Origin of the sequence: Rhodococcus sp. 15-2388-1-1a (genome assembly GCF_002259145.1) — a bacterium.
Lineage (GTDB): Bacteria > Actinomycetota > Actinomycetes > Mycobacteriales > Mycobacteriaceae > Rhodococcoides.
Map to the genome: position 1 here is coordinate 58,881 of NZ_NPFP01000003.1, position 13,961 is coordinate 72,841.

At 68.4% G+C, this 13,961-nt stretch carries 8 protein-coding genes; 5 read left to right on the forward strand and 3 right to left on the reverse strand.

Going from position 1 to position 13,961, the window contains the following annotated elements; translation table 11 throughout:
- Positions 1 to 32: 32 nt before the first annotated feature.
- A complete protein-coding gene (locus CH302_RS02115; protein ID WP_141216585.1) occupies positions 33 to 593 on the forward strand; it encodes a hypothetical protein in 561 nt (186 codons plus the stop codon).
- Here CH302_RS02115 and CH302_RS02120 read toward each other — a convergent pair.
- The 3 genes from CH302_RS02120 to CH302_RS02130 all read right to left on the reverse strand — a co-directional run bounded on the left by CH302_RS02120 (position 582) and on the right by CH302_RS02130 (position 6,551).
- The gene (locus CH302_RS02120; RefSeq protein ID WP_037194062.1) at positions 582 to 2,042 is read right to left on the reverse strand and encodes a dynamin family protein; all 1,461 of its coding nucleotides are present in this window, start codon (positions 2,040 to 2,042) and stop codon (positions 582 to 584) included. The two genes, CH302_RS02115 and CH302_RS02120, sit on opposite strands and share 12 nt — an antisense overlap.
- Positions 2,039 to 3,847 (reverse strand): dynamin family protein, encoded by a 1,809-nt coding sequence (locus tag CH302_RS02125; RefSeq protein ID WP_037194060.1) that lies wholly within the window; start codon positions 3,845 to 3,847, stop codon positions 2,039 to 2,041. Before CH302_RS02125 ends, CH302_RS02120 begins: the two co-directional genes overlap by 4 nt.
- A 148-nt stretch (positions 3,848 to 3,995) precedes the next feature.
- Positions 3,996 to 6,551, reverse strand: a complete 2,556-nt coding sequence (locus tag CH302_RS02130) for an IniB N-terminal domain-containing protein (protein WP_037194058.1) — start codon at positions 6,549 to 6,551, stop codon at positions 3,996 to 3,998.
- Positions 6,552 to 6,812: 261 nt separating this feature from the next.
- On the opposite strand from CH302_RS02130, the gene CH302_RS02135 reads away from it, so the two are divergent.
- The 4 genes from CH302_RS02135 to CH302_RS02150 are packed head-to-tail and all read left to right on the forward strand — an operon-like array spanning position 6,813 to position 13,898.
- Positions 6,813 to 8,576: an Hsp70 family protein gene (locus CH302_RS02135; protein ID WP_037194055.1), complete on the forward strand. Its 1,764-nt coding sequence runs from the start codon at positions 6,813 to 6,815 to the stop codon at positions 8,574 to 8,576.
- Positions 8,577 to 8,583: 7 nt separating this feature from the next.
- The gene (locus CH302_RS02140) at positions 8,584 to 11,094 is read left to right on the forward strand and encodes a LuxR C-terminal-related transcriptional regulator (RefSeq protein WP_052047961.1); all 2,511 of its coding nucleotides are present in this window, start codon (positions 8,584 to 8,586) and stop codon (positions 11,092 to 11,094) included.
- Between the two features lie 42 nt (positions 11,095 to 11,136).
- Positions 11,137 to 12,261: a hypothetical protein gene (locus tag CH302_RS02145; protein WP_052047960.1), complete on the forward strand. Its 1,125-nt coding sequence runs from the start codon at positions 11,137 to 11,139 to the stop codon at positions 12,259 to 12,261.
- Positions 12,258 to 13,898: an Hsp70 family protein gene (locus CH302_RS02150; protein WP_037194053.1), complete on the forward strand. Its 1,641-nt coding sequence runs from the start codon at positions 12,258 to 12,260 to the stop codon at positions 13,896 to 13,898. The genes CH302_RS02145 and CH302_RS02150 overlap by 4 nt, the downstream gene beginning before the upstream one ends.
- Positions 13,899 to 13,961: the final 63 nt, after the last annotated feature.

Sequence of the window (13,961 nt, forward strand, 5' to 3'; positions counted from 1 at the left end):
GCCCGTCACCGCCGACGGATAGACTCCTGCACGTGGCCGAAGAACAGAACGACCCGACATCACGGAGGCCCCGGCCTCCCCGTCCGCAACCACCGCGGCCGGATGTTGCCGTCGAACCGCTGCGGCCACGGCAGGAGCCCACTCACTCGGTCATGCCGAAGGTCGCGACTGCTCTGTGGGCTCTGACGGCAGCGCTGATCCTCGCGTTGGCCGCGGCCATCGCCCTGAATTGGGAGTCGGTACTCTCGGGCGTCGAAACTGCGGTGTCACAGCAGGATTCGACGGCCAGCGCGGCCGATGTCCGCAACACCGCCTCGGCCACGCTGCTGTCCAGCGGGGCCGCAGCGGCGGTGCTCGTGCTACTGGGATTCGTCGCACTGAATCTACTGCGCAACGCAGCGATGTCGTCCAAGGTCCTGATGGGAGCGGTCGGAATACTGACCATCGGCGCGGCGGTCACGTTCTCGACCTTCGTGTCCGACGCCTCCGCGCTGCTCGGCGGCGTTCTGCAGTGGGGTCCGTTCGTCGTGGCGGGCACTGCGGCAGCCGCGACCATCGTGGCCCTCCTGCCCCGAGGATCCTCACGCCAGTGAGGCGAGTATCCCTTCGGCGCTGCGGGCCGCCGTGGCGCACGAGGTCGAGGTGAACCGGTCCAGCAGTGGGTGCTCGGACAGTGCTCGCCACTTGTGCACGGCCGCCAGCGCGGTGTCGCGCTGCTGAGTGCGTCCGGCATCGGGAGGCAGATCGAGGCGTTCGGTGGCGGCGATGCCGAAACCGCCGATGATGCGCTGCAGTTCGAGTAGAGCACCGTCGGGCAGTTTCGGTGTGGTGGAGCGCAATCGGCCGAGCAGACGCAGTTCGGCGAAACCGTGCACGTCGGCGAGCATTCGGCCGGCCTCGGTGCGGAGCGCGTGTGATTCCGGCCTGAACTCCAGGATTCGTTGCAGGGCAACCAGAGCCGAGTGCAACTTGAGCTGGTCGGCGCGTTGACCGAATTGCACGTCGATCACCGAGCGAAGTTCGGTCAGCCCGCTCCGTTCGACCAGATCGGCAGCCAGCGTGGGCGAATCGCGCACCCCGAGCCGAATCAACGTCACTGCCATCCGAATACCGAACAGTCCGAAGCGGTCGACGATGCTGGCGCGCAGCGATGCGTCGACCGGTAGCGTGCTCTGTGCACGCACGAATCGATCGGCCGAGAGCATCGCCAACTGCAGATCCTCGGTCGGCACCGTGGCCAACATCTCGAAGGCAGCGAACTCGTTCTGCCGCAACGTTTCCGCGCCGAGCGCCAGCAAACCCGCGACCGGAACAACTGCCTGGCACAGGCCGGTGGCCTCGAGTTCGGACGCGAAGCGCGCAGCGACTTCCTTGGCCGACATCATCGCGTCCATCCGCCCCGAACCCACCTCGTCGGCCCGCGAGACGACACCGATCACACCGAGCGGTCCCGAATCGCCGCCGACGTGCGCACCGATCTGCCCGAGAAACGACACGTCGGTCGCATTGAGGGTACGCAGCAGATACACTACGGCATCTGCGCCCGATGACGAGTTCTCCGGCGTGAGCATCGCCAGCGTGCGCGCCGACACGTCTCGCGAGAGAGACGAGGTACCGGGAGTGTCGATGATCGTCGTCTGCGCCAGAGCGCTTGCAGGCCATTCGACGTCCAGTCGGTCGACCTGCGCGGCCGTCAACGACCCGAGGTCGAAGGTCAGTCGCCCGTCGCGCCGTTGCACCGGCACGTTCGCAGCCCGGTCGCCGTCGTACCAGGCCGTGACGGCGGGGGTGACGCCGTTGCGGTACCACGTGACGACCTTCGTGCACTCCGTTGCGTCGGTCGGGGCAATGTCCTGCCCGACAAGAGAATTGAGCAGTGTGGACTTGCCCGCCTTGAGCGATCCCGCGAGCGCCACCCGCAACGGCTCGTCGAGACGGTACAGGCATTCGTCGAGCATCCAGGACGCTTCGGCATCACCGGAGTACGTCGATCGTGCCGCCGAGATGAGGTCGCGTGCTCGGGCCAGAGCCGCCACGCTCATACTGCGACGTCCTGGACGAGAGACACTGCCCGAGAATTCAGTTCGGCCACCACGCGCATGTCCTTCTCCAGCGCAGCGATGCGGGCGGAACGGTCGGTGTTGTCGGCAGCGGCGGCTTCCTGCGCCGAGCGCAGCGACTCGTTCAGCGAACGCAGCGTCTGCTCGGCGATCGAGGTGAAGTGATCACGCAGCACTCGCTGAATCTGGCGCAGCCGGTCCTTCGACTCCTTGCCCACCTGGAAGCTGACGTCGTCGGTGAAGCGGCGGATCGCCATCTTGGCCTCGGAACGCCGCGCTTTGACGCGGTTCTCCTTGTCCTCCTTGTAGGCCTTGGTGCCCAGGAGTACGCCCGCACCGATCGAAATCGGATTGAGCAGACTCAACCCGACGAACGTGGTGATCAGGCCGAACATCAGCACACCGCCGTAGGATCCACGCATTCCCACCAGAACCTTCTGCGTGATTCCGACACGGCCGGATTCCAGATCGGCTAAGGACGAGACGGGATCGAGGACGTTGTCCAGATCGCCCAGATCGAGATCGGGCAGCGCTGCCGCCCCGGACGAGGCGAAGTGTTCGGCCACCAACTCCGAAAGCCACAGTGCCCGTTCGTGAGCCCAGACGAAGTTGTCGCCCACCGACGCGGCGATCTGCTCCTCGAGCCACTCGCCGAGCTGCGGCCAGTCCTTGCCCGGATCCCCCTCGTCGACGGTCTCTTCCGCTTCCCGGGTGACGCGCCGCAACCGGTCGCGCAGATCGTGATCGATGTCGGAGGCGAGGTCGGCGATTCCGTCACCGAGCGTCTGCTGCCACTGCGACGAACGTTTGTGCAGCTCCTCGGCGGCCGATTTGGCGCGCTGCAGCCCCGCGACGGCCGCGGCTGCCCGCTCCGGATCCTTCAGTGCCGCAAGCTCACTGCCGAACGAGAGCGTCAGATGTTCGGTGACCGATCGGACATCGAGCGAGACCGAGGAGCGTGCCAGCACATCCGCCCGGGCCACCACGTCGTCGCGCAGAAACGCGTAGAGCTGCTGGAAACCGGACTCGGCGTTGAGTTCCTCGTCGTTCAAACGCAGTGCGTGCGAACGCAACAGAGACGACACCGGCAACATCTGCACATCGATTCCCGCGCGGTCCAGGTGTCCGCGATTGGCCTCGACGATCTGCCGCCAGTGCGGATAGAGATCGATCTTGGTGATCAGCACCGCCACGGCCGGGCACAATCCCTGCACCTGTCGGAGAAACGACAGTTCCGGTTCGGTGAACTCGCGCGACGCATCGGACACGACGAGCACCGCGTCGGCCGAGGGAATGAGACCCAATGTGCCTGCAGCGTGCGGATTCGTGTGCCCGCCGACGCCGGGAGTATCGACCAACACCAAGCCGTCGGCGAGCAACGGACTCGCCACCCCGATGTCCAGACGCAGCACCTCACGGCCCTGGGCCAGCGGACTGGCGGGGGTCACCGTTGTGATCTCCTCGGGCGGAACGTCGACCCGGATCGGTTCGTTGCCCGGATCGGCGAGTACGAGCTGCGCGGAAAGGCTCTCGGCATTGGACACCACGGTCGGGATGGCGGTGGTCTCGTCGTCGCCGACCGAGCACACCGTCAGATTGAGCAGCGAATTCACGAACTGACTCTTGCCCTGCTTGAGCGGTCCGACCACGATGATGCGTCGACGTGGATCCAACACTCGCGAGCGCGCCGCCTCGACTCGATCCACCAGGTCGGATCTTCCCGCCGATGTCGCCACCGCCGCGGTCCGGCTCAGCAGCTCGGCCAGCTCCGTAGATTGCCCGTCCATACGCTCGTGTTCACAACCGTTCTCGTCGACTTCCGCGGTACCCGGGCTCCACTCACGCCCAGGAACGAACTCTAGCGACGACTCGGCCCCGAGTGCTGGCGAACACTCGGGGCCGAGTCATGTCATTGCCTACCCGCAGCCGAAAGGATCAGGGCTGCGTCGGGTCGAAGTCGTGATCGACGGTCACATGTCCCAGAGAGTCGGCTGCCGAATCCACCGAACCGTGCAGGCCGGAATCGCTGAACAGGCTCGAATCGGTCTCACCCTGACCGAAGACGTCCGAGTCGACGCTCGACCAGCCGGTGCCGGTCGCAGTGGCCGAGGAATCGAACGAGCTCGAGTGATCGAACGATCCCGACGCAGCGGAGGAAAGGCTGCCGCCGGCGTCTGCCAGTCCCTCGGCACCGGACTGCAGGCCACCGGTCAGGCTGCCCGCGGCCTGGCCACCGATGTCGGCAGCGGAATCAAACCCGCCGCCCGCGGAAGCCGCAGCGTCCGCACCAGCATCCAAACCCGCACCCACGGTGGACGCGAAGTCGCCTCCGATCGAGGCACCCGTGTCGAGTCCCGCGCCGACGTTCGATGCGATCTCGCCGCCCACCGAGGTCCCGGCGTCGACCGCTCCGCCTGCCACACCTTCGAGGCCACCGACAACCGAGCCTGCAGCTCCCGCGGCACCTTCGAGTCCTGCGCCTGCGGATGCTGCCGCATCGATTCCGGTGCTGATGCCACCGGACACGGCTCCTTCGAGTCCGGCCCCGGCCGAAGCCGCAGCATCGACGCCGCCTGCGACACCGCCAGCTACCCCGCCCGCGATACCGCCGCCGAGGCTGCCGAGTCCGGCCAACCCGCCGGTCAGACCTGCACCTGCGTCACCGAGGCCTGCGAGACCACCGGTCAGGCCTGCGCCTGCATTGCCCACGGCCCCGAGACCGCCGGCCACATCGGCACCCACGTTTCCGACAGCCGCCAGGCCACCGGTCACATCGGCACCCACGTTTCCGACAGCTCCGAGTCCGCCGGCCAGATCGGCACCGACGTTTCCGACGGCCGCCAGGCCACCGGTCAGATCTGCACCCACGTTTCCGACGGCACCCAGGCCACCGGTCAGATCAGCACCGACGTTTCCGAGGCCCGCGAGTCCTCCGGTGAGGCCCGCGCCCACTCCGCCGAGTCCGGCCAGGCCGCCCGACAGACCTGCGCCCACTCCGCCGACTCCGGCGAGTGCTCCTTCGACGGTTCCCGAGAGGTCTGCTCCGGCGGCAACCGCTGTGTCGATCGCCCCGACGAGTCCTGCGCTGACGTCGGCTCCGGCTCCGAGAGCGGCTCCGAGGTCGAGTGCAGCGCTGGTGTCGAGAACCGATTCGAGGGCGGTGCCGAGCTGTGCTCCGGCTGCTCCACCGACGCCGAATGCCGTACCGAGGACGCCTTCGAGGCCGCCTGCAACTCCGCCTTCGAGTCCGCCGACCAGACCGCCGCCGATGCCGGCACCTGCGCCGATCGTGCCGTCGAGTGCGGCGTCGAGAGCAGCGGTGAGGCTGCCGACTGCGCTGGTGTCGAGATCGAGTGCGGTTCCCAGTGCGCCACCGACCGCTGCGCCGATGTTGCCACCCGCGGCCAACAGGGCGTCGACATCGAGGTCGGCGAGCGCACCTGCGTCGAGGACGGCTCCGAGTGCGGATCCGATGGATCCTGCGATGGCACCGTCTGCAGCGAAGAGACCGCCGAGGCTCGCGCCGACTCCACCGGCGAGGTCGCCGACCAGTGCGCCTCCGGCACCGAGCGCTCCGTCCAATGCGGCGCCGATGTCGGTGGTCAGATCTGCTCCGACGGTTCCGAGTCCGCCGAGTGCGCCGCCGATTCCCGCGGTCAGTGCGGCACCGAGGTCACCCGCGATGTCCAGTCCGGCTCCGGCACCGAGTACGGCGTCGAAGACTCCTCCGAGGGCCGTACCGAGCTCGGCTCCGACGGTTCCGCCGACTCCGAAGACTGCACCGAGAGCGCCGGCCAGGCCGCCCTGGATGTCGGCCAGTGCGCCGAGATCGACGGCACCGGTCGCGCCGAGAGCGGCGTCGAGTGCTGCCTGCAGCTGTGCCGCGATGTCTCCACTGATCTCGCCACCGATGCCTGCGCCTGCGCCGATCAATCCGGTCAAGGCAGCGCCGAGTCCGACCGTTCCGCCGAGAAGACCGTCGAGGTCGAGATCCAGACCGCCGCCGATACCTGCGCCTGCACCGATCAGCGCGTCGAGTGCGCCGCCGAAGGCAGTGCCGAGCTCGAGACCGATCTGGCCTCCGACGGCCAACGCTGCAGCGAGTGCAGCCTGCAGGGATGCAGCGATCTCACCCGTGACGTCGATTCCGCCGGTCAGGCTGCCACCTGCAGCGAGTCCGCCGCCTGCGACAGCACCGGCTGCCAGTCCGAGCCCGGCCGACAGTCCGCCGCCGAGGCTCGCACCTCCGGCGAGTGCGCCGTCGAGGCCTGCGGAACCGCCTGCGCCCAGGATGGCCGAGAGCTGGCTGCCCGCACCGGCGAACAGTCCCGACTCGGCGACCAAGGGTGCCACCGCGACGATGTCGGCGTGGGTGACGTCGCCGAGTCCCGCGGCGGCCAGCGTCATCTCGGGGTTGGCGCAGTATGCAGCTGCAGCCTGGTCGTCGCGCAGCAGGCTGAGGATGAAATCGAGTACGGCGTTGGTAGCCATCGTGGGTCTCCTTGACGAGTGGTGCTTCGTGGTTGATCACAAATCTATGCATCGGAGAGCCCCTGCCCAACGGGGCCGATCCCCCTACTCCCCCGGGGGTTGCCAGGGGACTTCGATTAGGGGATCTGGGCGCTTTGGGGGATTTCACTCGTTATGCGCTCTAACCTGCTGTGAGACGTAACGAATATTTGGCGACTGCCGACAGTGCGAGTGACGGCAGTAGTGCTGACGGCAGGGCGAGACGAAGGCGGCGACACAACAATGAACGCAGGGCTCGGCATACGTATCGGTTCGGTGACGGCAGTGGCTGCACTGGACACCGATCCTGTCACCTCGGTGGTCAAGCGTTCGGCACTCGACCTCCGTCCCGGCGAAGCCCCGCGTCTGGCAGAGCTGTGGGACCGTTCGACGCGGAACCTGATCAGCGGTTTCGCCGACCGCGTCGGCGATCCGGTGGAACTGATCGACGACGACGGCCGCAGTCACCGGGCCGAGGACCTGTACGCCACCGCTGCTCGCGCACTCGTCGCCGAGGTCTCCGCCGGAACCGATGCCGCTCCCACCGTCGTCGTCACCCATCCCACTCGCTGGACCGCGTACACAGCCGAGGTCCTCGGTGAGGCACTGGACCGCGCGGGGCTCGCCGACGTCACGCTGGTACCGGAGTCCGTCGCCACGATGCGGTGGCTCGAAGTCACGCGCGGGCCGCAGTCCGACGGCCTGGCCGTGGTCTACGACCTCGGTGCGACCGCACTCGACGTCACGCTGATGCGTACCGGCTCCGAGGCAGGCACCGTCGGCACCGGAGTTCACTCGCAGGAGTTCGGCGGAGCGCAGTTCGATCACGCGATCATGCAATACGTTCTCGACACCGTCTCGGGAAGCCAGTCCTTCGAGTTCGATCCCTTCGATCCCGACACCGTCGGCGCGCTGGTGGAACTGCGGGCCCGCTGCGGCGAGGCGAAGGAACAGCTCTCCTACGACACGTCGACGTCACTGACGGTCGACCTGCCGGGCCTGCACACCGAGGTGCGCCTCGTCCGTTCCGAGCTCGAGGAACTGGTGCGCGCATCACTGCTGGGGTCGATCGGGGTGGTACGCGACGCCGTCACGGCCGCGGGCCTCGACGTCACCGACATCGACCAGGTGGTTCTCGTCGGTGGCAGCTCGGCCATCCCGCTGGTCGCCGAGCTCATGTCGTCCGAACTGCGCGCACCAGTGGTGGCCGGACCGCGGCCCGAACTGACCGTCGCGATCGGTGCCGCGATTCTCGGCAGCGACATCGCCGACGCGACCGCCTCCGACAACGCCGCAGCTCTGGCTGCGGCACCCACCACGGCCGTCGCGTCCGCTGCAGCAGCTGCGCCGATGCCTCGCCCCACTCCCCGGCCCGCGCCGACGCCCACCGCCGTCGAATCGGACTCGGGCATGTCCGGTCGCAAGAAGGCGGGCGTCGTGGCCGGATCCGTCCTCGTCCTCGCGCTTCTCGCCGGTGGAGGCCTGTCGGTGGGAACGGCGTTGACCTCCGACAACACCACTCCGGCCGAATCGAACGCGGAAACCTCGATCTCGAGCACCGAGACACCGGGAACCACCGCGGCGGTGGCGGATGCCGCCACGACGACGCCTGCCACCGGCGAGAACGGTGCCGTCGCAACCGGATCCGAGGGCGCACCGACCTCGGTGGTCAACGCCGACGGCACGGTGACGCAGATCGACCCCGCCACCGGTGCTCCGGTCGCGGGATCCCCGGCTCCGGCCGACAACGGCGCGGCCACGGTGCCGACCGTCCCGTCGGTCGCTGCTCCGACCGTTCCCAGCTACCAACCGCCTGCCGTACAGGTTCCGCAGGCACCGAGCGTGCAGGTTCCCAGCTATCAGGGTCCCACCCTCGGCGATGTCGGCCAGGGCGTCGGTAACGGACTCGGAGGAGTGGTCGGCGGCGTCGGTGACGGGCTCGGCGGTGTCGTCGGCGGCGTCGGTGACGGACTCGGCGGAGCCCTCGGCGGCCTGACCGGCCGATAGTCCGACCGTGACCAGTACCCGTTCCGGACTCCTCGGCGTCGAGCGCGCCGATCGCTTCGTCCGTGATGCCCTCCTCGCCACCGGATTTCATATCGTCGTCGGAGTGAACGGCTCCGGTCGATCCGTGGTTCTCGACTCCGTGGCCGCGTCGGTGGACGTGTACACGGGCACCATCGCAGACGCGCCGTCCGACTCGACCGTTCTCGTCGATGACGCGCACCTGCTGTCGGAGCAGCGTCTCGACGAGATCGCAGCGGCTGCAACACGATCGGACATCACCCTGATCGTCGCCACCGCGCCGCGCAGTTTCGATTCCCGCATCGAGAAGCTCATCGCCTCCGCCGGTTCCAACCGGTTGACGCTGGTTCCGCTGGACAAGGTCGCCATCGCGGCGCGGGCAGCAGCGACTGTTCGGCCGATCTCGGCGTCGCTCGCCGGTGCCGTCGCCAAGGCGACCGGGGGAGTTCTCGCCGCTGTCGACGCGGCCCTCGGCGCGCTCGGCGGCGACCGTTCCGATCCGACTCCACTGCGTGTGGTCGCCGAATCCGTTGCCGAACAGCACCGTCGGATGCTGATCGAGACCACCGACGACACGCGGGCACTGCTGCTCGCCGCTCGATTCGGCGTCACACCCGACCCTGCATCGGCCGCGCAGATCGTGCCGCGCGCGACCGATGTCGAGTCGATCGTCGACCTGGCCTACAGCTCCGGGATGCTCGACACCACGGGCACGTTGATTCCGGCCGCCGAGGCTCCACTGATCGAGATGATCGGAGACGGGCGCTGCCGCGTCCTGCTCTCGTCCATCGCCGATGTCGCCACCCGATCCCGCCTGCTCGACGCCACCGCAGCACGCGCGTTGGCGGAGCGGGGCGTCGTTCACGCCGGACTCGCCGATTTCCTTGTTCAGCAGGCAGATTCGGCTCCCGTCGATGCCGCAGGCGCCCTGTACGACGCGGCGGTCGACGCGGGATTCGACTCGGCGAAGTTGGCTGCGAGACGGTCCGAGGTCGCGGCTGCCACCGGAAACCTGGACGAGGCGGCGAGATACGCCGATGTGGTTCTCGACAGCGCTACCGGGTGCGATGCGATGGATCTGCGGACAGCGGTGCGCGTGTCGGCGTCGATTGCCGCGCAACGCGGAATGACCTCGCGCAGTGCACAATTGTTTGCCTGGCTCGGCGAGGATCGGCTCGGACCCGACGCCGTGTGGGCTGCCCTCTCGGCGGCGGCCGCCGGTGATCGCAGCGCTGCCGACCGTTCGATGGCGGCCGTGTCCGCTCTCCCGCCGACGTCGAGTACGGCGTCGGGCAGTCTGCTCGTCACCGGAGTGATCGGGTCCATCGATTCGCGGAGCGCAGCAGCGTCGAGTTCCGCTGCGAATGCGCTGATGCGGGCAATGACGTTGACGGGCAATGCCTCCGATCGCTCGTGCACCCCGGACACTCCCGCTGCCATCTCGGCCTTGCACGCGGTGCACTGTGGCGACCTGCCCCGTGTCGATTCCATCGTGGCGCGAGCTCTTCCCGAACACCGTCCGGGTTCCGAGGCCCACACCAGGCTGACCCTCGTCGGGGCCTGGGCGTCGATGCTGCGGGGGGATACCGCCGATGCGGGTGCCGCGATCGAGGCACTGCGAGTTCCGGTGTCGCACGTGCGCAATCAATTGTTCCTGCATGCGATTCGGGTGGGCCTGGCTCGTAGGTCCGGTGATGCAGGGTCGCTGATCACGGCATGGACGCAGGCGCAGAACGTCGTCGCCGAGTACTCCACCGACCTGTTCGCGCTGCTACCCCTGGGCGAATTGCTCTTGGCCGCAACTCGACTCGGCCAGGTGGACCGCGTCGAGCATCTGGTGGCGGAGGCCACCGATCTGGTCGCGGCGCTCGGCGATCCACCCGTCTGGGCGTCGGCGCTGCACTGGTACCAGGTTCAGGCGGCCATCGTGGCCCAGACTCCCGACGCGTTGGTGCCGCACGCCAGAGCTCTGGCCGCCGCCGCTCCTACTCACCCGTACAGCGCCGCGCTCGCCGCTGCCGGCCGCGCCTGGCTCGGGGTGTTGCAGGGCAGACCCGACGCGACCGATGTCGAGAATTCGGCACGCACCCTCACCGCCTTCGGACTGCCCTGGGACGGAGCCCGACTGGCGAGCGAGGCCGCCCTGACCGTCACCGACACTGCGACGGCGACCTCGCTGCTGCACATCGCCAGGTCGTTGCGCCAACCCAGCTCGACTCAGCGCGACAGTCCGAGATCGACGCCGCAGCCGACGGGCTCGTTGAGCGAACGCGAGGCCGAGGTCGCCGAACTGCTCGTACTCGGAGTCACCTATCGCGAGGTCGGCAGTCGGCTCTACATCTCCCCGAAAACCGTCGAGCATCATGTGGCCCGTATCCGGCGCAGGCTCGGGGCGGAGTCGCGGTCGGAGCTGATCTCGATGCTCCGGGCCATGGGGTACGGGGCCTCGACCAGCGCAAGCGTCGACCCTGTAACTGTGCGAGGACCGGGAGCGACATAACGACCGACCATCAGTCCCCGATCGAGAACAGGTAGCAGCCCCATGACCGAGCAGCCCGGCAGTGCGAGAGTCGGCGCGCCGGATGTCGGCCTGTACCTGGACGACGAGCGCGCCGTCGCCGCCGTGTCCCATCCGATTGCGCCTGGACCGTCGTTGCACCTGGCGTCGCTGCATTCGACCGTGCTCAACACTCATCCCGACGGCACCGTCTCGCTCGGTGATGTGACCGACGACGATTCCGAGGCCTACACACATTTTCTCGACTCGCTCGCCGACGGTGTGGGTGTCACCGGCAGCAAGGGCACCGTCTTCCCTGCCGAGCAACTGACGTCGATGGCCCTGCTGTGCCTGCTCACCGAGGTGGCGTCGTCCATCGGTCTGCGGCCAGGTGATCTCGCCGCGGCGGCGACCTATCCCGCCGGGTGGACGGCCGAGCAGGTGTTCGCGCTGCGTTCGGCGATGAACGCGCACGGGCTGGCACACGTGTCGCTGGTCGCCGAAGCAGAGGCGCTCGCCGCGTGGAACGCCTCGGCCCTGCAGACCTTGCAGAAGAAGGACACCGCCGTCGCCGCCGCGCGCGGTGCTGCGATTCTGGCTGCACAGTTCCCTGTCGACGCCGTCACCGAGCGGTTCGCGGTGGTCGGACCGACGAGATCCGACCGTCGCCCACTCTTCGCTGCGGCAGCGTTCGCGGCGGCGTTGACCGTCGGTGCCGCGCTCGTCGCGCTCCAACTCGGTGGGTCCACCGATACCGAAGTGCCCACCATCGACAACGCCCAGGTGGTGGTGCCCACGTCATCGATCGGCTCCGGTTCGGGTGGCCCGATCGAATTCCCGACCGTCGTCGTCGAGCCGGCCGCCGAGATCGCTACCGTCGCTCCGCTGCCTGCGACCACCACCACCGCGGAAGAGTCGACCCCACCCGAAACCTCCGACCGCCCGCGGATCGAACCGACCGAGACCGACATCGAGACGCGCCCGGCGAACGAGGCACCCGAGGACGACGACGGCGAGAAGCCTCCGATCGTCGTCGACCCGGTCGAGTCGGAATCGCCGGTCGAGCCCACCGACGAGTCCACCGAGACTCCCGAAACCGACACGGACGACGGCCAGACCGCATCCGAGCAGACCGCGCTGAACAACCGATCGGCAGGGACAACTCCATGAGCGGTGTCGGGCATCTCGGAATCACCGTGGGCAACACCAGGTCCGTCGCGGCCTACCGCGCATCGGTCGAGGACGAACCGACGATCGTCGTCCTGCCGACGACCCTGCGATTCGACGAGGAAGGCCGAGCCCACCTCGGTGAACCCGTCGACACGGCCCCGTTCACCCGGTTCGTCGATCTCGTCGGTCAGCAGGAGGATCTCGAGCCCGACGCCGACGCCTACCGCGCCGAGGACTTGATGGCCAACGCCGCCAACTGCCTCGTCACCATGGTGTCTGCGAAGGCCGGGGCGTCCGGCGACATGCCCGTCACGACCATGACGTACCCGACGCGGTGGACCCGCGCCGCCGTCGCCCTGCTGCGTGACGCCCTCGATCACACCGGCCTCACCGAGGTTGCCCTGGTTCCCGACGCCAAAGCCTCGAGCGCGTACGCGCAGCCGAGCCCGGGAGCTGCGGTCACGGTGGTCGACATCGGAGCCACCGGCACCGACATCTCCACCTATCCCGGAGGCGGGACGGTACGCAGCACCGACGTCGGCGGAGACGCCTTCACCGACGCACTCTTCGATCACGTGGTCACCGATCGCGAGCACATCGACCTGTCCGACGCGGCAGTCCTGGCGGCCCTCTCAGGCGTCGTCGCCTCGTGCGAGGCGGCCAAACAGACCCTGAGCACGGCCGACGTCGCCACGATCTCGGTCGAACTTCCCGGGGACTCGCAGAGCATTGCGGTCACACGAGCCGAGTTCGCGAACCTCGTCGCGCCGTTGCTCCGCCGACTCGACGTGCCGGGGTCCGGCACCGTGATACTCACCGGCGGCAGCGCCGCACTCCCGTCGGTGGCGACCGGCATCGGCGAACGCTCGTCGGGCCGAACGATCGTCGAGCCACTCGCCGCGACCCGCGGCGCACTGCTGCTCGCCGAGGTCGAGGATGTCGACGGTAACTCCCTGGTGACCGGTGCCGCGCCGGTCGTCACCCGCAACGACGGCACGGAGTCCCTCGACACCGACGCCATCCCGGTCGTCGCACCCGAGCCGTCCCTCGCGTTCTCCGAGGCAATTCCCGCGGTCGCTCCGGTGTTCGACCATTCGGAATTTCGCTCCGAACCTATCGTTCCGGTCGACGAGAACGCGTCGACCACCGCGTACGCACCCGTCGCTCCGGCCGCCGCCGCCCAGGTCGGGGCGAAGAAGGAACGCAGCGAGCGTTCGCGGACGATCGCCACGATCGTTGCCGGTGCAGCGGCAGGCGTGGTCATCGTCCTCGCGATCGCGGCAGTGAGCGGAGTGTTCGGTGATGCTCCGGCCGCGACACCTCCGACCGTCACCGATGCCGGCTCGCCGATCGTCACCTCGACGCGCGCACCCGCGACCACCACCGCCACCCCCGTCGAGCCCGTCTTCGTACCCGAGGTCGTCGAACAGACGCCGGACGAGCCGTACATCGCACCCGAACCTGCCCCCCTGCCTGCTCCCGCGCCCGCGCCGGTGCCCGCCCCTGCGCCCGTGGTACCCACCACGACGCCCGTGGTCACCACGACTCCGGTGACGACCACCCCGGTCGAGACCACGACTCCGGCTACGACCACCAGCACCACGACGGCGGACACGACCACGACTCCCCCTGCTTAGCTCTGAGCTGGGCAAACACTGATTCTGCGCCCGATGCCCTAGGGTGGGTCGCTGACGACAAGC

What these genes read in the sequence shown, in the direction of transcription:
- CH302_RS02145 (WP_052047960.1), top strand. Translation starts at nt 11,137, where the DNA reads ATGACCGAGCAGCCCGGCAGTGCGAGAGTCGGCGCGCCGGATGTCGGC.
- CH302_RS02120 (WP_037194062.1), bottom strand. Translation starts at nt 2,042, where the DNA reads ATGAGCGTGGCGGCTCTGGCCCGAGCACGCGACCTCATCTCGGCGGCA.
- CH302_RS02135 (WP_037194055.1), top strand. Translation starts at nt 6,813, where the DNA reads ATGAACGCAGGGCTCGGCATACGTATCGGTTCGGTGACGGCAGTGGCT.
- CH302_RS02150 (WP_037194053.1), top strand. Translation starts at nt 12,258, where the DNA reads ATGAGCGGTGTCGGGCATCTCGGAATCACCGTGGGCAACACCAGGTCC.
- CH302_RS02130 (WP_037194058.1), bottom strand. Translation starts at nt 6,551, where the DNA reads ATGGCTACCAACGCCGTACTCGATTTCATCCTCAGCCTGCTGCGCGAC.
- CH302_RS02125 (WP_037194060.1), bottom strand. Translation starts at nt 3,847, where the DNA reads ATGGACGGGCAATCTACGGAGCTGGCCGAGCTGCTGAGCCGGACCGCG.